This is a genomic window from Dialister micraerophilus DSM 19965, assembly GCF_000194985.1.
GTDB lineage: Bacteria > Bacillota > Negativicutes > Veillonellales > Dialisteraceae > Dialister > Dialister micraerophilus.
Genome location: NZ_GL878519.1, coordinates 373,598 through 394,077 on the forward strand (window position 1 = coordinate 373,598; position 20,480 = coordinate 394,077).

Here is a 20,480-nt window from a genome sequence, read left to right on the forward strand (position 1 = left end):
TCCTCAATTGGAAAGAGTCCATTTGTCTTTATAATTTAATTTTATCATACCTGTATCCGAAACATTTATTTCGTTTCCTTCATTTTTTCGTTTTTTGTCTGATTTTGAAAAAAATACTTCAAAGTCGTTTTGTTTTATTTCATTTCTTTTTCTCATTTTTTCATTACATTCAATAAAAAGTATTCCTTTTTTCGTTTTCAATGTATTTGAGAAATTGCCGTGCATGAAATAAATCGCATTATCTTTTCTTTCTATGATACAGTCTTCATTATTTACATGTATATTTAAATCTTGTTTGTATTTTATTGTTTTATTTTGTGCATTTTCAACAAAGTAACCTTTTTTCTGCAATTGATTTATCAACTGATTTTTATCTTTTCCGATAATCAATATTTTCTTTGCCGGTATGTCGGGAATTGTATTTATATTTTCTGTTCCGTTTATGTTTAATATTAAAATATCGGTTTCTCCTATTCCGTAATATTCAAGAACAGATTTAAATTCCTTTCCTGAAAATATATTTCCTTTATATTCATAGTATAAAATTTTTTCGTTTTTACTTATTATTCCTGCAGAAACTGTTTTCCCAGTGTCCGGTATAATTACATACTCTTTTTCTTCAGTAATTTTCAAGTATATTGTCGTTATAATAAGCAGGCTCAATATACTTATGCTTCCTATATACATTATTTTTTCTTTTCGTATTTTTTTGTTTACATATACAAACAATATTGCTCCGTAATAAGTCAAAACTTCAGATAAATTCATCCCTCCTGTCAAGTATCTCGCTTTTGGAAGATTTGCTATGAAATGATTTATTGTCAGTGAAAATTCCAATATGTAATCCGTTATGTAAAGTATTCCACCTGAAAGCGGAGGAAGTATCCATACAAAAATTGCCGCTGTAAGTCCGAATATTATTACAAAATCCAACAAGGGTGTGACAAATATGTTGCTGAATATAAAATATATCGGAAAATTATGAAAGTTGTACAGTATAATCGGCACTATCAAAAGTTGTGCGGATATCGAAAGTGCCGCAGCTTGTGTTATACGTTTATATGAAATTATTTTTTGAAGTTTTATTTCTATCGGTTTATAAAATATTAAAATTCCTGCGGATGCACCTACCGACAGTTGAAAACTTATGTCGCTTATATAGTAAGGATTTACGATAAGCATTATGAATACAGTTGCTCCAAGTACATTCAAGGCTTGTTTTTCTCTCTCCGAAAATATCGCAACTATTGCCAAAAATCCCATTATGGATGAACGAATTACCGGCGGTGAAAATCCCGATATTGCCGCATATATAAAAATCGCCACAGTCGTTAAAATCAATATGGATTTTTCTTTCAATTGAAACCATTTCCCGAGCATGTATATAAATCCGAACAAAAGTGTTATATGTGATCCCGATACGGATAATATATGTATTATTCCGGTTGTTGAAAACGCTTCTATTTCTTTAGGTGAAATATTGTTGTAGTTACCTCCGAAAAGTAAACTCATCAATATGGGAAGATTTTTATCTGTTATATACTTTGAAAATGTATTTTCTATTTTGTCTTTTATTTTTTTACAAATTCTTTCTATGTAATAGCTATTTGTTTTTTCTATTACCGATGACCCTTTTTTCGGCAACAATATACCTATTATATGTTTTCCTTTATTTACGTTTTTATATTCCGCTTTCCCCGGATTTTTAAATTCATTGAATGATTTTACCGTTCCTGTAGTTTCTATGTAATCTCCTGGTTCATAAAAAAATGCATAGTAGTCGTCATATACACGCAAGTATCCTGAAACCTTTTCTTTTTTCCCGTTTTGATGTACAAGTTCGTCAAGTTTCAAAAGATATACGCTTCCGGCTTCTTTCGCATACAATATCGGTGATTCCGCTATTGTTCCTCTCAAGGTCACATCGTTTCCTATAAGTTGGTATGCATCGTTTGACGATTGAATATCGAATATACATATTCTTACCATTCCGACAATGCAAATTAAAAGAGCACAAAACATAAGTCCTGTACTCCGTTTTTTATTTATTAAAAGTATTGATGAACATACAATTAAGAAAGTTAAAACTATTGCAATTATAGTTTTGCTTATATTAAATTCGATTTGTATGAGTATTCCTGTTGCAAACAGAATTGCAATTATAAAAAATATATTCTTCCGGCTCATATTGTTATTTTATCCGATAATTTATTATATTTCCCTTCTCCTATGCCTGAAATTTCTTTTAGTTCTTCTTTTGTTTTGAACTTTCCGTGTTCTTCTCTGTAGTCCAATATTTCCTTTGCGGTTGCCACGCCTACTCCCGGTAAAATTCTAAGTTCAATTTCATTTGCAGTATTGATATTCACAAGTGATTTTGAAGTTGTCGCTTTATCTATATCGACCGGTATATAAATTTTTGTATCTTCATTTACAGATTTTTCCAAGTGAATGTCTTTCATGTCTGCATACGGTACGGTGTCTCCGGCTTTTTTTATTATTTCATATATTCTTGTACCTTTCGATACTTCATAAACTCCGGGTGAGTTTACTCCACCGGCAACATATACATATATTTTTCCGGTATCGTTCACACTTTCGTTTACGGTATTTATCTCAGGATTTTCAGATGTATTGTATTCAAAATAAATCCAATATAAGCAAATTAACGAAAATATAAATATTGTAACAATCAATATACGTTTTTTTAAAATTTCAGATTTCATTGTATATCCTTAATAAAAAAGGCGATCTCATTGACCGCCTATGTGTTATTTGCTATTTTGTTTTTTTGATGCCGAGTTGGACGCGATCAAACTTTCTCGATTCTTTTTTAAATCTTCAAGTACATTTTCTATATTTGTTTCCAAATATTTCAAAACGTCGGTTGCATATGTCACAGATCCGGTTCTTAATTCTTCTGCAGATTTATTTGCCGAAGACACAACTTCATTTGCTCTTTCTTGTGCTTGCTTTACAAGTTCACTTTCTTCGGTAATACGTGCAATGTAATCCTTGGCTTGTGCAATCGTATCGTCCGCTTTCTTTTCAGCTTCCAACAAAATTCTTTCTTTATCTGAAACAATTCTTCTTGCACTGTCAAGTTCATTGGGTAAAGATTGATTAATTGCATCAATTAATCTTGCCACTTCATCACCGTCTATCATTTTTTTGTTTGTAAACGGTACATCTCCTGCATTCATAATTACATTTTCAAGTTCTTCAAGCAGTTTTCTTGTATCCATCTTGAGTGCCTCACTTTTTCACAGAATGTATTTTTAAATTAATTTTCTTCGCTACATATGGCGGTACCATTCGATCTATTTGACCTGCAAAATGTGCCAATTCACGAACTCCTGTAGATGATATGTATGAATATTTCATGTCGGTCATAAGAAATAATGTTTCCAATCTCGAATCTATTTCTTTTATCATCATCGCACGTTGAAATTCATAATCAAAGTCGCTGAATGCTCTAAGTCCTCTTATGAGAAAATATCCTTTTCTTTTTTTTGCATATTCATAAAGAAGTCCGTCAAATGCATCTACTTCGACATTAGGAATCGTTTTCGTAGTTTCTTTCAACATATCCATACGTTCTTCTATTGTAAACATATGTTTTTTATTAGGATTTATAAAAGCAGCTACGATCAATCTGTCTACAAATTTCGCACTTCTTTTTATTATATCAAGATGACCGTATGTCACCGGATCGAAACTTCCGGGATAAATAGCTGTTTTCATCATTATTCCCCTAATCTTTTGCAGATTAAATAAGTCACGATTATATTACCTGACTTTTTTTCTTTCCAAAGCCTGCAATAATTTGCATGTTTTTCGAAATCTATTTCTTCAAAAGACGAATGCTCAACTATAATAATAGCATTGTCCCTAGGTAAATCGCAAGCAAAAATACATTGCATTATATCATTCACGTAACCTTTTTTATAAGGTGGATCCATGAATATATAGTCATAGTGTTTTTTTTGCAATACTTTAAGTGCCGTATGTACTTCTTTTTTTAAAATCTCGACTTTATTTGTGAATTTACAACGATTTGCGTTTTCTTTTATTACATTTGCAGTAACTTTATCAATAAACGTTGCTGTCGATGCGCCTCTGCTCAGCGCTTCCAATCCCATAGCACCCGTTCCGGCAAATATGTCGAGTATATTTGTTTCCAAAAGTCCTACGTTCGACAGTACATTGAAAATGCTTTCTCTTACTTTTCCCAATGTAGGTCTGGTATTCATTCCTTCAGGGGATTTAAGTTGAGTCCCTTTTGCAGTTCCCGCAATTATTTTCATGGTTTTATAAAAAATTCCTCTTTGTCAAATAAATATCCTTCAGTTTCGGATTTTTTCGTTCTTGTCATGAGTACTTCCAAGGATTCTTGCGGTGAATGCTTTCCTTCCAAAAGGTGGCATATTTCTTTAGTTATAGGCATATCTATACCTTTTCTTTCCGCTATTTCATTGACAAGTTTTGCCGTTCTTATTCCTTCTACAACCATGCTTGTACTTTCAATTATTTCTTTTGCGGTTTTACCCTCTGAAAGCGCTCTGCCCGCTCTGTAGTTTCGACTATGAATACTTGTGCAGGTGGCAATCAGATCTCCCATTCCTGCAAGTCCTAAAAATGTACTCATTTTAGCATTGAATGATATTCCGAATCGTGTTATTTCAGTAAGTCCTCTTGTCATTAAAGCCGCTCGGCAATTATCTCCCAATCCCAATCCGCCTTGCACTCCGCAAGCCAAAGCGATAATATTTTTCAATGCTCCTGCGTATTCTACTCCGCAAATATCATCACTTCTGTATACTCTGAACATCGGAGACATAAATATATCTTGTACAAATCTTACAGCATCTTCATCGCAAGATGCCGCAACTGTCGCACAAGGTTTATCTTCTCCTACTTCTTCGGCATGATTGGGCCCTGAAAGCGCAACTATTTTATTTGTAACTTTTGAAAGTTTTTTTGCTATAACTTGCGACAAACGTGTACCTTTATTATCCGCAAGTCCTTTTGATGCACAAACTGTTATTGCATCTTTTTTCAAATATTTTTCGATTTGAGTTACAGTAGATTCAACAGCTTTTGAAGGCGTGCAGAGTATAACACAGTCCGCATCTTTCACTACATTTTCCAAATCTGAAGAAATATTTATTGTATCGGACAAAATAACTCCCGGCAAATACTCTTCGTTTATACGTGTTTTTCTGAGTTTTTCAGCCTTTTTTTCATTTCTGCAATATAAAAATAGAGAATCATGTTTTTTTGATAATACATGTGTCAGTGCGGTTCCCCATCCCCCTGCTCCTATCATAGATATTTTCAAAATATTACCTCCTCTATTTGATAATTTGCTTTTCTTCTCCCTTTATCAATCGTTCTATATTACTTTTATGCTTGAATATAACCAAAATACCTGCCAATACGCTGAACAAAACATATTGCCACGGTTTTTCGGCAAAGTACATTACCAAAGGTACGAACGGTACTGAAATTATAGATGCAAGCGATACTATTTTTTTCCATAAGAATATTACAAGCCATACAATAAATGCGGCAAGTGTTGCAAGAGGACAAAGATACGTAAATGCTCCAAGTCCGCACGCAACACCTTTTCCGCTTTTAAATTTGAGAAATATAGACCAATTATTGCCTATAAGTGCAGCTACTGCACAATATAATGCAATTTCAGGAGAAAATGATCCTAAAGATGCTGCAATAAATCCTTTTGCTACATCACATATAAATACGGCTGCTCCGGCTTTTTTCCCAAGCACACGATATGCGTTTGTTGCACCTATATTTTTGCTGCCTTCTTTTTTCAAATTTACTTTGTAAAAAACTTTACCTATCCAATATCCGCTTGGAATCGCACCTATAAAATATGCTAAAAAAAATCACTATATATGATTTTAGCAAACTTCTTCACCGTCCCTCTTGCTTCGTACAACAATTCTGATCGGTGTACCTGAAAAACTGAATGATTCTCTAAGTCTGTTTTCTATATATCTTACATATGAAAAATGAATCAAGTTTACATCATTTACAAACATTACAAATGTTGGCGGTCTTATACCTACTTGTGTCATGTAGTAAATTTTCGCAAGTTTTCCTGCATGTGCCGGCGGCGGATTTATAATTTTTGCATCTTCAAGCAAATCATTCAATACGGATGTTGATATACGCATACTTTGCTGTTCCGCAACACTGTAAATCAAATCTCCCAATTTATGTATACGCTGTTTTGTAAGTCCGGAGCCGAACAAAATTCTTACATACGGTGCAAATGGAAGTCCGTTTCGTATTTTCTTTTCAAAGTCTACTGATGTATGAGTGTCTTTTTCTACAATATCCCATTTATTTACCATCAAAATAAGACCTTTTCCTGCTTCATGTATATATCCGATGATTTTTTTATCTTGTTCTGTAAGCATGTCTTTTGCATCCAAAACAAATACCGCAACATCGCAGTCATCTATTGCTCTTATAGATCTTATTACGCTGTACTTTTCAAGAGGTTCATCAATTTTATTTTTCTTTCTCATTCCGGCGGTATCTACCAAAACGAATTTTTTACCTTTATGTGTCCATAAAGAATCTATTGCATCACGAGTTGTTCCCATTTCATCAGCAACAAGAGATCTTTCATATCCGAGTAACGAATTTACCAAAGTAGATTTGCCGACATTCGGTCTTCCCACTATGGCTGTTCGTATTATATCTTCAGACTCACGAGCTTCATACTTCGGAAATCCTTCGGATATTTTATCAAGTAAATCTCCGAATCCTACACGATTGCTTGCAGATATGCCTATAGGATCTCCCAAGCCCAAAGCATAAAATTCGTAAACGTCCATTTCCTGTGCTTCGGTGTCTACTTTATTTACTGCAACTACAACAGGTTTTCCGGTTTTTCTGAGTATTTCGGCAATAGTTACATCGTCATCCAAAAGTCCGACACGTACATCGGTTACGAATAAAATTACATCTGCTTCTTCTATGGCCAATTGTGCCTGCATTCTTATTCCGTCTGAAATTTGATCCGCTTCTTCACGAAATTCTATTCCGCCTGTATCTATTAAAGTAAATTCTCTATCGAGCCACTGTGCATCACAATAAATTCTGTCACGTGTAACTCCCGGCAGATCTTCCACAATTGATACTCTTTTCTGCGCAAGTCCGTTTATTATTGTAGATTTTCCGACATTGGGTCTTCCTACTATTGCTACAAGAGGTTTACTCATATATTTTACCTCCATCGGTTCATTTCAAAATTTACCTTAAAATTCTATATTCTGTATTAAGTATAACATTACTATATATTATACACCGTAAAGTTTTAGAACGTAAGAGACGGGAGTCATCGATACGACAATGACTCCCGCCTTTTAATTTCAAAACACTTAAAATGTTTTTTATTATTCCGAAACTTGTTCGCTTTGTGGTTCAACCAAAGAAAAACTTATTCTCTTACGTTCTTCATCAATGCTGATAATACGTACTGTAAGTACGTCACCGATCTTACAAACATCTGCCGGTTTCTTATTATGATCTTCAGTCATTTCATTTATATGTAACAAGCCGGTCAAACCGTCATTCATTTCTACGATTACGCCAAAATCCAAAATTTTTACGACTTTAGCTTCTACTACATCGTCTACATCATGGTCATGGATTGCTGTTTCCCACGGATTAGGAAGGCATTCTTTATGAGTGAAGGAAATTCTCTGTTTTTCTTTGTCAAATGATTTAATCTTGACATCGATAACTTGTTCAGGAGAAAGTACATCTTCAACTTTAGCTATTTTCTTCCAAGATATGTCGGAAATGTGCAAGAGACCTTCAACACCGTTAATTCCTACAAATGCACCGTAAGGCATAATCTTCTTTACAGTACCTTTGAGAACATCTCCGTTATTGAAAGCGACTTCCAATTCATCCATTTCACTGTTTCTTTGTCCTTCCAGTACCGCTTTACGTGAAAGTACAAGACGATTCTTTACGCGATCAACTTCCAAAATCTTTGCTTCAAATTTCTTTCCTACCAAACTCTGCAAAGAATGTACGAAACGTAAATCACCTTGAGAGAGCGGAATGAAACCGCGAAGAGATTTCAGCTGTACAAGCAAACCTACTTTTATTGCTTCAATACCTTCACATTCAACCGGTTCGCCTTTGTTGTAAGCGTCTTCGATAACATCCCAGTCAGCCAAACGATCTACCTTAATCTTGGATACAAAAATAGTGCTGTCTTCTTTTACTCCACTAACTACCTGAACACGAATTGTATCACCCACTTTCAATACATCCTTCAATGATGCCGGTGCCGGGTAAGAATATTCGTGAGCCGGAAGAACCGCCTCAGTCTTATACCCAAAGGAAATGTAAGCTTTGTCGTCGGAAAGGTCAACAACAGTACCTTCCACAACGCTTCCTTTGTGGACATCTAAATTGATATCCTCCATCGCCAGCATTTCATTCATGTCTTCCATAATAAAAAATACCTCCTCTATGATCCAGTCCGGTGTCGATGCACCGGCGGTGATTCCGACTTTGTAATGGCTCTTAAACCACTCTTTTCGTAGCTCTTTCGCAGTTTCGATATGATAGGTTATTGCGCCTTCATTACGGCAAACCTCGGCCAATCGTCCGGTATTGGCACTGTTTTTACCGCCTACTACAATCATCACATCCATCTGCTTTGCCAACTCACGCGCCGCTTGTTGCCTTTCCGAAGTAGCCGCACATATGGTTTTATGTACGGATATTTTATCTGATTTTCTTGAAATAGCCCCAATAAGCTCATCGGCCAAAGCTACCGAAAATGTTGTTTGAATGACTACATGTGCTTCTTCAAAATGCGGCAACTTGTCGACATCTTCCATTGTTTCTACAATAAACGATTTCCCGACAGCCCATTCCGAAACACTTTTCATTTCCGGATGCTTTTTCTCACCTATGAGTACGACCTGCTTCCCGTCTGCAACAAGTTTTTTTGTTATTTCCTGATTACGTCTGACAAAAGGACATGTTGCATCTACAAGACCCAGATGCTTGCACTTAAGAGTATTATAACACGAAGGACCTACTCCATGCGAACGAATTATTACAGTTTCATTATTTAATTTATTTAAATCATTAACAACGGGAACTCCACGCGCTTCCAAACGTGACACAACTTGCGGATTATGAATCAAAGGCCCGAAAGTGACGGCATTATCGTGCGTTTCGGCAGCCTTCTCCGCAATATTCATAGCACGTCTTACGCCATAACAGAATCCCATAACCTTTGCTTTGTAAATTTCCATTATATTAACCTTTTATAAAATAATTATAAAATTATTGTTTATCATTGTAATCTTTTATTAATTTTTCAATTTCAGATTTCACTTTTTCATTTAAAATTTTAATTTTTTCCGAATCAGGTTTTTCTTTATTTACTTGAACAGGTTTTCCTACAAGAATTGCCAATTTTTTTCCACGTTTAGGCATCGTCATACTTCCTACAACAGCAATCGGAAGTATTGATGTACCTGTCAACATAGCTATTGACGCCACACCGGAATGAAATTTTCCCAATTCTTCTTTTCTTATTCGTGTGCCTTCAGGAAAAATTCCTAAAATATGCCCATCCTTCAATAATTTTACGGCCGTTCTTATAGCACCTTGATCTACTCTTCCGCGTTTTACTGGAAATGCTCCACATATTCTCAAAATTTTTGCAAAAAAGGGATTTTTAAATAACTCCGCTTTCGCCATGTAATGAACCAATCTCTTTTTAAATGCAATGCTTACAAGCGGCGGATCGAAGTAACTTTTATGATTAGGTGCAACAATTATACTGCCTTTTTCGGGAATATTCTCCTGACCTTGTACATCTATACGATAAATATTCACGAATATTATTTTAAGTAAAAATCTTACTGTAGCTGCAAATGCATTCCAACTTGTTTTTTTCAAGTTCATACAATACCTCTTTATTCGGAAACTTTTTTCCAATATGAAATTATTTTATCTGCCGTTTCTTCCAATGTTAAATCGCTGTTGTCCAACAATATCGCATCATCAGCTTTGCGTAACGGGGATATTTTTCTGGTCATATCCAAATTATCTCTTCTTTTTATTTCTTCTTCTATACGTTCTAAAGTCGTATCGGTATCCTTAAGTTCTTTGTACCTTCTCAATGCCCTTGTATGAACGGATGCGGTAAGAAATATTTTCAAATCTGCGTCCGGTAAAACAACGGTACCTATATCACGACCGTCTAAAACTGCATTTCCTTTTTCGGCAACTTTTCTTTGCAATTTGACCATTGCATTTCTTACACCTTGAAATGCAGATACACGAGAGACATTCGATGAAACTTCAGAAGTTCTTAAATATTGTGTAATATCCTCACCGTCAATAAATACGTGCATGGTATCTTCTTTTGCACATATATCCATATTCAAATTTTCCACCATTTGAACTATTTCTTTTTCTTCTGAAATATTTCTTTTGAGTGCTTCATATGTAATTGCACGATACATTGCTCCTGTATCCAAGTATGTACAATTCAAACGTTTTGCAACCATTTTGGATACACTGCTCTTTCCTGCACCTGCAGGTCCGTCAAGTGCTATGATTTTTTTACGCATTTTTATCCTCCGATGCATTTATCGCTGCCGTATATCCGGTTGAAAATGCAGCTTGTATATTGAATCCTCCCGTAAAAGCGTGAATATCAAGTACCTCACCTGCAAAATATAAATTTTTGACTTTCTTGGATTCCATAGTAGATGAATTTACTTCTTTTACGGAAACTCCGCCTGCGGTAACTATAGCTTCTTCTATAGGACGTGTACCTGTAATTGTAAGCGGAAAAGCTTTCATTGTCTTAACTAAAGAAATTCTTTGTGCTTTTTTTACTTCCGAAACCGGTAAATCTTTATCTATTCCGGAAAGTTCCAAAACTATATCTATCATTTTATGCGGTAACAATTCTTTCATTACCGTAGATATTTGTTTGAGATGAAACTTTTCAAACTCTCTTAATATGCGTTTATCCAAAACCTCCTGAGAAAGTGCCGGTTTCAAATCTATGTACGCTTTCAAGCAATCTTCATTCAACAATAATGCGGATACCATATCGCTCAAAGATAAAACTATCGGTCCCGATATTCCGAAATGTGTAAAAATCATTTCTCCGAACGCTTCCGACTTTTTCTTTTTACCCTTAATTACCAAATTGACATTACGCAACGATAAACCCTGCATAGCTTTACAATACGACTCTTTGCATACCAAAGGAATCAACGCCGGACGAATTGTGACTATTTTATGCCCCAACTCCTCCGCCATACGATAACCGTCTCCGGTGGACCCCGTACGAGGATATGATTTACCGCCTGTACAGACAATTACGGCATCTACATCGTACACACCTTTTTCGGTAAATACCTTTGAAACCGCTCCGTCTTTTACAAATATACGAACTGCCGGTTCTTTTAAATATAAATTCACGTGCATTTCATCCAGTTTTCTCATAAAGAAATGCCTTACGGTTTGTGCACTCTGAGTTTCAGGAAATACACGACCTCCACGCTCGGTAACCGTTTTAAGTCCCCATTCATGAAGCATATCCAATAAATTTACATTTGAAAATTTCCTGTAAGCACTATACAAAAACTTGCCGTTTCCCGGAGTTTTTTCTATAAATTCCATAATGGGACGAATATTGGTAATATTGCAACGACCTTTACCCGTAATGCCCATCTTCAGCCCTATTCTGTCCATTTTTTCAAATAATAATACATTTGCACCTTGCTCTGCACAAATGAGAGATGCGAGCATTCCGGCAACTCCCGCACCTATTACTGCAACTTTTTTATTTGTGGAGTTCATATAAACGTCTGACCTCCTCGGGACTTAATGAACGAAATGTACCGCGACTTACACCTTTAAGTGTAAGAAAACTATATCCTACACGCTCCAATTTGAATACCGGAAAATGGAAAGCTTCCATCATTTTCCTTATTTCACGATTTTTACCTTCATGCAAAACCATTTTCAAAAAAGTTTTATTTTTCTCTTTATCATACGAAATGATTTCTATATCACAAGGTGCGGTAATTCCTGAATCTATTTTCACACCTTCGGACATTTTCTCTGCAAGTCTTTCAGAAAATTTACCGCGAACAACCACTTCATAAATTTTATAAACTTCATGTGACGGATGTGTAAGTATATAATCCAAATCACCGTCATTTGTCATCAAAAGCAATCCTTCCGAATGATAATCCAATCTGCCGACAGGAAAAACACGTTCTTTTATCTGACTGAAATAATCTGCAACAGTTCTTCGTCCTGCCGGATCCGTCATTGACGTAATAACTTTATCCGGCTTATTGAAAAGGAAATATTTAAGACGTTCTTTTTTTATAACCTTTCCGTTCACTTCTATACAATCACGCACGGAATCGGCTTCAGTTCCCAATTTCGTTACCGTATGTCCGTTTACTTTTACTCTACCGTCTTTTATGAGCTCTTCCGCTTTTCTTCTAGAACAAACTCCTGCATGACTTATTATTTTTTGTAATCTTTCTTTCAAAATAATTCTCCTTCTTCAGGTTTACTTGACCAACGACTCCTAAGTTCACTCAAATCGGAAAGTCCCGTACAAGCCAAAAATCTGCGTGTAGTTCCATACAAAATCGGACTTCCGAGTGTATTTAACCTTCCGCGCTCTTCTATCAATCCTTTTTCAATCAATGTAGATAAAACTCTACCGACGGAAACACCCCTTACTTTTTCTATATCTGCACGTGTAACAGGTTCTTTGCAAGCTACAACTGCAAGCGTCTCCAAAGCTGCAGAAGATAAAGTCTGTTCCTTACCGAGAACTTCCGTAAGCCAATCATTATATTCACTCTTTGTGGCCAAACGCCAACCGGCACCGGACTCATATAATGTAATACCCGAATCTTCTCTCTGATATTTTTCTTTTAGAAAATCCAAACCTTTTTGAATGCTTAAAGTATCTTCCTTAAATACTTCCGACAACTCCTTGAGCTTTACAGGTTCACCCTTTACAAAAAGAAAAGCTTCTATAGAAGCTGCAAACTTGGATAAATCTCTCATTTCATTTCCTCTCGACAGTCACCCCATGTACACTATGACCCAACACTACACGTCCCAAGCGAATAAACTCAAGCAATGCAAGTAATGATACCGCCAAATGCATTCTGCTTTTCTGCATTTTAAAATACGCCATTACATCTATCACTTTTTCTTTTTTCAGTAAACGCTCCAAATCATACATTTTTTCATCCAATGAAACCTCTTCAGATGAAAGAACCCTTTCTTCTTTAAATCGGCTGTCATAATAAAGAGCGAAAAAAATCTGAGACAATCTTTTTACGGAAATTTTACCGTTATACACTCCGGACTGAATTTCCTCAGGTTCTTTCATTCGAAAAGGAGCCTGCTTTGCAATTAAACTTTCAATTTGAAATTTCACTTCCCGCATTTTTTTGAACTCTTCCAAAGAACGTACCAACTCCAAACGAGGGTCTTCAACATCCTCATCATCCGCTTGTCTTTGTTTAGGTAAAAGCATACGAGATTTTATATACAAAAGAGTGGTTGCCATTTGAAAAAAACTACTTCCCAACTCCAAATTGAATTGTTCCGCCGCTTTTAAATAATCCAAGTATTGATCCGTTATTTCATGAACGGGAATATCCTGAATATCTATTCTATTTTTATTTACTAAATGAAGTAATAAATCCAACGGTCCTTCAAAGACCGGAATATTTACAAAATACTTATTTCTTTCTTCTGCATCCATACGTATCGTTCCGTAAATCAATCAAATAAATAGAATTTATTCTATTTCATTATAATATATTATCATAAGAACGCAATTAAACACGAATACAATAAAAAAACAATCTGTTTTCATGTAGTTTATTTGACTTTTACAGATATAAAAGTTATAATTATAAAGCTGTTTTAGTTTTGAACAGTAAATTTTAAGAAGAGGTGATTTACACAATGGCAACAAACAGAAATCCCCGTTTTAAGACAAGCAGACGATTTGGCCTCAACATTTACGGTCATCCGAAAGCGTTAAAACGGCAGACTGCAGATGCTCATCAGAAGAAACAATCAGAATACGGCATGCAGTTAGCAGAAAAACAGAAGGTTAAAGCGATTTACAATCTTTTAGAAAGACAGTTCTATCGCTATTATGATAAAGCAAGAAGAATGTCCGGCGTCGTCGGCGAAAATCTGCTGGCTTTACTCGAACGTAGACTTGACAACATCGTATACCGTGCAGGTTTTGCACGTTCAATTCGTCAGGCACGTCAGATGGTTAACCACGGATTAATCAGCGTAAACGGAAAGAAAGTAGACATTCCGTCTTACTCCGTACAGCCCGGTCAGGTAGTTTCACTTCGTGAAAACTACAGATCCAACGAAATGTTCAAACAGTCTTTCAACGAACTTAAGACTTTCGATCTTCCATACATCGAAAAGAGCTTCGATAACTGGTCAGTAACTTTGACACGTATCCCGCTCCGTGAAGAACTTCCGTACAAAGACGAAGTTAATGAAACATACATCGTTGAATTGTACAGCAAATAATTATATACAAAGAAATTCAAAAACTCGCATTACATTATCGTACTGCGAGTTTTTTATTTTTATTTGTTTTCAAGTATTTACGATTTTACAATTTATATTTGCTTTTATACTAAAAGCAAATATAAATTGTCCTTGAATTTTACATTTCTGTTTCCATTGCTCTTTTTGCCCATGTTTTTATGTACATTTTCGGCGTGAGTAGTCTGTTTCCGGAAAATCTTACTGTGAGTCCCGTTTTTATTGTTCCGTCTCTGATTGCCGATATAATGTCGTTCATTGCATGTCCTGTGCTTTTTTCGTTTGTTATGAAAGGAAATATCAATTTATTTGAGAAGTCGAATTGTTTTAGAAATCTTTTCATTGGCGGTGATGCCGAGTACCACCATACGGGGGTACCTATAAATATTTTTTTGTATTCATATATGTTTACCGGAAATGTTTTCAGATGAGGTAAACAGTTTTCATTTATTTCTTTTTGCGTTCTTATAAACATGGCTTCTTTGTCTTCGGGATATTTGTCTTCCAATCGTATCGATGCCATTGTTCCGCCTATGGTGTTTTGTAATATTTCCGCTACATACCTTGTATTTCCGCTGTATGAGTAGTATATGATTAAATTTTCTTTATTCGCCATATTTCACCTGTTTGAAGTAATTGTGTATTAAGTATATCAACAATTTCATATATGTAGCAAGAAAAACCGTTTATTCATTTTACTGAATAAACGGTTTTTGTCAATGTTTTTCAAATGCTTTTTCAATTGTGTGCCATCCGAGTACTGCACATTTTACTCGTGCAGGCATTTTGGATATGTCTTTAAGACTTATTGCGGCTTCCAATTCTTCTTTTTGTTTTTCGCTAAGTTCTTTTCCTCTGATCATATCAAGAAACAGTTCTACAAGATGCATGGCTTCGTCTTTGTCTCTTCCTTGCATTATTTCAATCATCATTGCGGTTGATGCTTGACTTATTGCACATCCGCTGCCGGTGTATGCCAAGTCTGCTATTTTATTTCCTTCGAGTTTTATTTCGATGGTTATATCATCTCCGCAACTGGGATTATGTCCGTGTTCTTTTATTGTAGGTTTGTCTATATTTCTTTTGTTCGAATTGTCTTGATTATATTCAAGTATCAAGTCCGTGTATAATTGTTGCAAATTCATCAGTCTTTATACCCCATTACCGTACGCACTTTTTTTAATTTTTCTATAAAATAATCTACTTCGTCTTCCGTATTGTAGAAGTAAAAACTTGCTCGGCAGCTTGCATTTATTCCCAAGTATCTGTGCAAAGGTTCGGCACAGTGATGGCCGGTTCTTATACATATGCCGTATTCGGAAAGTATTTGAGCTACATCATGAGGGTGTACGCCTTCTACGGTAAATGCTACCAATCCTTCTTTTTCTTTGTAGTCTTTACTTCCTATTATATGTATAAACGGTATGTTTTTCATACCTTCCAGTGTACGTTTTACAAGTTGTTCTTCACGTTTTCTTATTTCTTCATATCCTATATTTTGTATGTAATCAATCGCTGCTGTAAGACTTACAGCACCTTCTACATATTGTGTTCCGGCTTCAAATTTTGCCGGCAGCGGTGCATAATAGGTTTTTTGTTCTTCAACTCTTTCTATCATGTCTCCGCCGAGCATGAACGGTTCCATTTTTTCGAGGAGTTCTTTTTTACCGTAGAGAACCCCTATTCCGCCCAATGAGCATAGCTTGTGTCCGGAGAATGCAAAGAAGTCGCAGTCCAAGTCTTGTACGTCCACTTTCATATGCGGTGTACTTTGTGCTCCGTCAAGTATGACTAAGGCACCGTTTTTATGTGCTCTTTGTATAAGTTTTTTTGCATTTATTTTTATTCCGAGTACATTACTTACTTGTGCAAATGCAAATATTTTTACACGAGTGTCGTCTAATTTTTCCAAATCACTTTCTATGAAGTGTCCGGTTTCTTTGTCTACATATATATATTCCAGTATTGCTCCGGTTTTTTCACAAACTCGTTGCCATGTCACCAGATTGGAATGATGTTCGGATATTGCTATAAGTATACGATCGCCTTTTTTCAGAAATTTTTCTCCGTAAGAACGTGCTACCAGGTTCAAACTTTCCGTTGTGTTTCTTGTGTATATTATTTCTTCGGCGCTTTTTGCATGAATAAAATCTTTCACCTTTTCTTTGGATGTGTCATAGATTTCGGATGCACTTATTGCAAATACATGTGCACCTCTATGCGGATTTCCGTTATGGTGTAAGCAATATTCATTTACTTTTTCCAAAACTTGCAAAGGTCTTTGAGTTGTAGCGGCATTATCGAAATACACTACTTTATGACCGTTTACTTCGGTATCCAAAATCGGGAAATCTTTTTTTATCATGCTATTGTTCACAGTTTTCCTCCCGCGATTCCAATTGTATTTTCACTATATTCATTACTTCGTCACGTATACTTTCGTCCATTTTATCAATTAACGGACAAATCAACGATTCTACTATTATATGTCTTGCTTCCGTTTTAGTAAATCCTCTTGTCATCAAAAAGTACAAAACATTGTTGTCAAGTTGACCCGCACTTGATGCGTGATTTCCTTGTACATCGTCTTCCGTACACAGAAGTAACGGCAATGAAACGTTTCTTGCGGTAGGATCCAATTGTATCGCTATATCGCTTTCATCCCCGACGGATCCGCTGCATCCGTTTATAAAGTTTAAAATTCCTCTGAATACTTTTTTCGAGTAATCCGATAATGCACCTTTTACGTCTATGTTACCGTCGGTATTTTTTCCTATACAGTCTATATGGTAGAAGAAATCGACTTTTTGATTTCCGCTTGCCATGTAAACTGCAGATTCAAACAGTGATGAGTTATTTCCTAATAGTTGTGCATAGCTATGTACTATTACTTCTTTACCGCCGAATTCCGCCGCAACAAATTCCGCATGAGCGTTTTCCGCCATAATTATATTTCTTTCATCATATATTGAGGCGTCTTCAAATCCGTCTTGTATACGTGACACTTTCAATTCGGCGTTTTTACCTACATCATATTGTACTGCCGTAAGAATTGTTGCAATATTTTTTTCGCCTTTATATTTCCATACAAGTTCAAGTTCCGATGATTCTTCCAATATTACATGAAATGCTCCGGAAAAGTCTTTTAGTTCTTCACTTGTATTTATTTCTATAGTTAATTTCGTTTTTACGTTTTCAGGAATTTTTATTGTATATGTATGTCCTTCCAACGCTGTTTTTATGGTTTCTTCACATGCACCTTTGTATGTTTTAGGGAAATTAAATTCTTTTTTCAAATATTTATTTTCTGAAAATACCGCATTTGCTATGTTTTCCGGTGTCTTAAACATAAAAGGTGTATCATTTGTTTTCAAATATCTGTATGTCAAAGTCGGCAGTCTGTTTACTCTTATTTCTCTCATTTCCGCCTCCTTAACCTATCGATCCTTCAAATTCCAAGTCTATCAATCTGTTCATTTCTACCGCATATTCCAAAGGCAATGCTTTTGATATAGGTTCGGCAAATCCTCGTACAAGCATGGCTTTTGCTTCTTCTTCCGATATTCCTCTGCTCATAAGATAGTAAATATCTCCATCGGATATCCTTCCTATTTTTGCTTCATGACCTAAATCTATGTCGTCATTTTCTATAATAATATCCGGAATTGTATCTGAACGTGACAAGGAATCAAGCATCAATGATTCACAACTTATTGTACCTTTTGTGCCTTTTGCACGCGGGCCTATATGTACTACACCTCTATAAAGACAAGTTCCGCCGCCTTTTGATATGGATTTGGAGTTAATGTTCAAGCTTGTATCTTTTCCGAAGCTTTCAACTTTACATCCGGTATCCAAAAATTGTCCTTTACCTGCAAATGAAATACCGGTAAATTCACATTTCGAACGATCACCTTGCAAAATTGTATCGGGATACAGACATGATACGTGAGATCCGAAGGATCCACTTACCCAAATCATACTTCCGTCTTCTTCGACAATGGCTTTTTTTGTATTCAAGTTATACATATTTTTTGACCAGTTTTCAATTGTCGAATAACGGAGTGTGGCTCCTTTTTTTACAAACAGTTCTACTGCACCTGCATGCAAGTTCGCCACATTGTAACGTGGTGCGGAGCATCCTTCGATGAAATGACAGGATGCACCTTTTTCAATAATTATCAACGTATGTTCGAATTGTCCCGCTCCGGGAGCATTCAAACGGAAATAACTTTGAAGCGGCATTTTTACGTGAACGCCTTCAGGTACGTACACAAACGATCCTCCTGACCATACTGCATAGTGCAATGCTGCAAATTTATGGTATCGGGGTGTTATTAATTTTCCGAAATACTTTTTTACTATTTCAGGATATTTATTTACTCCCGTTTCAAAATCCACATAAACTACGCCTTGTTGTTCCAATTCTTTTTGTACATTGTGGTAAACAACTTCGGAATCGTATTGTGCACCTACTCCGGCAAGATTTTTCTTCTCGGCTTCGGGAATTCCCAAGCGATCGAAAGTGTCACGTATGTTTTGCGGCAAATCTTCCCAACGTGCTTTCATGTCGGTTTTCGGACGTATATATGTATATATGTGGTCCATATCCAACTCGGATATATCCGGCATCCACGGAGGTATGTCCAATTCATCGTAAATTTTTAAAGCTTCAAGTCTTTTTTGAAGCATCCATTCAGGTTCATTTTTCTTTGAAGAAATTTCTCTGATAATATCTTCCGTAAGTCCCGAATCGGATTTATAAGAAAATTCAACTTTATCTTTTATGTCATATATACTTCGATTTACATCATCGACATAAGTTCTTTTTCTTTCTCCGGCCATACTACACCTCTTTACGATATGCGTCAAAACCGTTGTTTTCAATTTCATCTACCAATTCCGGTCCACCGTTTTTAACTATGTGTCCGTCAATCAGTACATGTACAAAATCAGGCTTGATAAATCTTAAAATCTGATTGAGATGTGTAACCATAACAATAGCGTTTTCTTCGCTATGATATTCTGAAATGTTGCGTGAAACTACACGCACCGCATCTACGTCCAATCCGGAGTCCGTTTCATCAAGCATTGCAAGTTTCGGATTCATTGCACGCATTTGAAGTATTTCACTTTTTTTACGTTCACCGCCTGAAAATCCGTCATTTAAATAACGTTCTCCGTAAGATGTATCCATTTCCAAATCTTCCAAGTATCCTTTAAGCATTCTCTTGAAAGGAAATAATTTCTGTTTCTTTCCACTTACTATCGTCTTTGCGGTACGAATGAAATTTTCCATAGTAATACCGGCAATTGAAATAGGTGCCTGGAAAGAAAGAAATATTCCCAGTTTCGCTCTTTTATCTACGGATAATTCTGTAATGTCTTCTCCGCAAAAGTAAATTTTACCTTTTGTAATTTCATAAGCCGGATTACCCATAACTGAATGAAGCAGCGTAGATTTACCTGCACCGTTCACTCCCATAATTACATGAACTTCTCCGGTATTGATTGTCAAATTTATACCGTGCAAAAGTTCTTTTTCTCCTACTGAAACGTGAAGATTTTCAACACGAAGCAACTCACTCATTTAGTTCACCTCAAAATTTATATCAGTTAATTTTTGTATCTTTATTTACGTTTTCATTGTAGCTTATTTATTTTGATAAGTAAACAAAAAATAATGTTTTTTTAATTGTTTTTATTTGTAAAAACATCGACAAAAAGCCTGAATGTCCGATATTATCTACTTTTTTCGATATATATTTTTTGTTATAAAAAATTTATTTTATAAACTTAAAAAACACTTCACATTCAGT

General features: G+C 35.6%; 22 protein-coding genes. 1 reads left to right on the forward strand and 21 read right to left on the reverse strand.

Annotated features, from left to right (window positions below; genetic code table 11):
• Positions 1–3: 3 nt before the first annotated feature.
• The 15 genes from HMPREF9083_RS01790 to HMPREF9083_RS01860 form a co-directional block, all read right to left on the reverse strand.
• Entirely contained in the window at positions 4–2,187 is a 2,184-nt protein-coding gene (locus tag HMPREF9083_RS01790) for a ComEC/Rec2 family competence protein (protein WP_007555674.1), read from the reverse strand.
• Entirely contained in the window at positions 2,184–2,726 is a 543-nt protein-coding gene (locus tag HMPREF9083_RS01795; protein WP_007555675.1) for a helix-hairpin-helix domain-containing protein, read from the reverse strand. Before HMPREF9083_RS01795 ends, HMPREF9083_RS01790 begins: the two co-directional genes overlap by 4 nt.
• 45 nt (positions 2,727–2,771) lie before the next feature.
• Complete coding sequence (locus HMPREF9083_RS01800) at positions 2,772–3,245, reverse strand: ATP synthase subunit B family protein (RefSeq protein ID WP_007555311.1); 474 nt, start codon at positions 3,243–3,245, stop codon at positions 2,772–2,774.
• 10 nt (positions 3,246–3,255) lie between these two features.
• Positions 3,256–3,744 (reverse strand): pantetheine-phosphate adenylyltransferase, encoded by a 489-nt coding sequence (gene coaD / locus HMPREF9083_RS01805; protein WP_007555186.1) that lies wholly within the window; start codon positions 3,742–3,744, stop codon positions 3,256–3,258.
• A 2-nt stretch (positions 3,745–3,746) separates the two neighbouring features.
• A complete protein-coding gene (gene rsmD, locus HMPREF9083_RS01810) occupies positions 3,747–4,307 on the reverse strand; it encodes a 16S rRNA (guanine(966)-N(2))-methyltransferase RsmD (RefSeq protein ID WP_007555309.1) in 561 nt (186 codons plus the stop codon).
• Positions 4,304–5,341, reverse strand: a complete 1,038-nt coding sequence (locus tag HMPREF9083_RS01815) for an NAD(P)H-dependent glycerol-3-phosphate dehydrogenase (protein ID WP_007555677.1) — start codon at positions 5,339–5,341, stop codon at positions 4,304–4,306. The genes rsmD and HMPREF9083_RS01815 overlap by 4 nt, the downstream gene beginning before the upstream one ends.
• 13 nt (positions 5,342–5,354) lie before the next feature.
• Complete coding sequence (plsY, locus tag HMPREF9083_RS01820) at positions 5,355–5,894, reverse strand: glycerol-3-phosphate 1-O-acyltransferase PlsY (RefSeq protein ID WP_050784957.1); 540 nt, start codon at positions 5,892–5,894, stop codon at positions 5,355–5,357.
• 33 nt (positions 5,895–5,927) lie between these two features.
• The gene (gene der / locus HMPREF9083_RS01825; RefSeq protein ID WP_007555679.1) at positions 5,928–7,259 is read right to left on the reverse strand and encodes a ribosome biogenesis GTPase Der; all 1,332 of its coding nucleotides are present in this window, start codon (positions 7,257–7,259) and stop codon (positions 5,928–5,930) included.
• Positions 7,260–7,433: 174 nt separating this feature from the next.
• Positions 7,434–9,323: a bifunctional 4-hydroxy-3-methylbut-2-enyl diphosphate reductase/30S ribosomal protein S1 gene (locus HMPREF9083_RS01830; RefSeq protein WP_007555680.1), complete on the reverse strand. Its 1,890-nt coding sequence runs from the start codon at positions 9,321–9,323 to the stop codon at positions 7,434–7,436.
• A 31-nt stretch (positions 9,324–9,354) separates the two neighbouring features.
• Positions 9,355–9,981: a lysophospholipid acyltransferase family protein gene (locus HMPREF9083_RS01835; protein WP_007555681.1), complete on the reverse strand. Its 627-nt coding sequence runs from the start codon at positions 9,979–9,981 to the stop codon at positions 9,355–9,357.
• 11 nt (positions 9,982–9,992) lie between these two features.
• Positions 9,993–10,652, reverse strand: a complete 660-nt coding sequence (gene cmk, locus HMPREF9083_RS01840; RefSeq protein WP_007555682.1) for a (d)CMP kinase — start codon at positions 10,650–10,652, stop codon at positions 9,993–9,995.
• Positions 10,645–11,898, reverse strand: coding sequence for a BaiN/RdsA family NAD(P)/FAD-dependent oxidoreductase (locus HMPREF9083_RS01845; RefSeq protein ID WP_007555211.1), 1,254 nt, complete (start codon positions 11,896–11,898; stop codon positions 10,645–10,647). The genes cmk and HMPREF9083_RS01845 overlap by 8 nt, the downstream gene beginning before the upstream one ends.
• Positions 11,882–12,604 carry a pseudouridine synthase gene (locus HMPREF9083_RS01850; RefSeq protein ID WP_007555683.1) on the reverse strand — a complete coding sequence of 241 codons (723 nt, stop codon included), beginning with the start codon at positions 12,602–12,604 and terminating at the stop codon, positions 11,882–11,884. The genes HMPREF9083_RS01845 and HMPREF9083_RS01850 overlap by 17 nt, the downstream gene beginning before the upstream one ends.
• Complete coding sequence (scpB, locus tag HMPREF9083_RS01855) at positions 12,601–13,134, reverse strand: SMC-Scp complex subunit ScpB (RefSeq protein WP_007555304.1); 534 nt, start codon at positions 13,132–13,134, stop codon at positions 12,601–12,603. The genes HMPREF9083_RS01850 and scpB overlap by 4 nt, the downstream gene beginning before the upstream one ends.
• A gap of 1 nt (position 13,135) precedes the next feature.
• Positions 13,136–13,843 carry a segregation and condensation protein A gene (locus HMPREF9083_RS01860; RefSeq protein WP_007555684.1) on the reverse strand — a complete coding sequence of 236 codons (708 nt, stop codon included), beginning with the start codon at positions 13,841–13,843 and terminating at the stop codon, positions 13,136–13,138.
• A 206-nt stretch (positions 13,844–14,049) separates the two neighbouring features.
• Between HMPREF9083_RS01860 and rpsD the strand changes: the two genes are divergently transcribed.
• Complete coding sequence (rpsD, locus tag HMPREF9083_RS01865; RefSeq protein ID WP_007555248.1) at positions 14,050–14,643, forward strand: 30S ribosomal protein S4; 594 nt, start codon at positions 14,050–14,052, stop codon at positions 14,641–14,643.
• 139 nt (positions 14,644–14,782) lie between these two features.
• On the opposite strand, the gene HMPREF9083_RS01870 is transcribed toward rpsD, so the two are convergent.
• The 6 genes from HMPREF9083_RS01870 to sufC form a co-directional block, all read right to left on the reverse strand.
• Positions 14,783–15,277: a flavodoxin gene (locus HMPREF9083_RS01870; RefSeq protein WP_007555685.1), complete on the reverse strand. Its 495-nt coding sequence runs from the start codon at positions 15,275–15,277 to the stop codon at positions 14,783–14,785.
• A gap of 100 nt (positions 15,278–15,377) precedes the next feature.
• The gene (sufU, locus tag HMPREF9083_RS01875) at positions 15,378–15,806 is read right to left on the reverse strand and encodes a Fe-S cluster assembly sulfur transfer protein SufU (protein WP_007555329.1); all 429 of its coding nucleotides are present in this window, start codon (positions 15,804–15,806) and stop codon (positions 15,378–15,380) included.
• Positions 15,806–17,038 (reverse strand): cysteine desulfurase, encoded by a 1,233-nt coding sequence (locus tag HMPREF9083_RS01880; protein WP_007555686.1) that lies wholly within the window; start codon positions 17,036–17,038, stop codon positions 15,806–15,808. Before HMPREF9083_RS01880 ends, sufU begins: the two co-directional genes overlap by 1 nt.
• Positions 17,028–18,083, reverse strand: coding sequence for a SufD family Fe-S cluster assembly protein (locus tag HMPREF9083_RS01885; RefSeq protein ID WP_007555687.1), 1,056 nt, complete (start codon positions 18,081–18,083; stop codon positions 17,028–17,030). Before HMPREF9083_RS01885 ends, HMPREF9083_RS01880 begins: the two co-directional genes overlap by 11 nt.
• A gap of 10 nt (positions 18,084–18,093) precedes the next feature.
• Positions 18,094–19,506: a Fe-S cluster assembly protein SufB gene (sufB, locus tag HMPREF9083_RS01890; protein WP_007555688.1), complete on the reverse strand. Its 1,413-nt coding sequence runs from the start codon at positions 19,504–19,506 to the stop codon at positions 18,094–18,096.
• Between the two features lies 1 nt (position 19,507).
• Entirely contained in the window at positions 19,508–20,251 is a 744-nt protein-coding gene (gene sufC, locus HMPREF9083_RS01895; RefSeq protein WP_007555689.1) for a Fe-S cluster assembly ATPase SufC, read from the reverse strand.
• Positions 20,252–20,480: the final 229 nt, after the last annotated feature.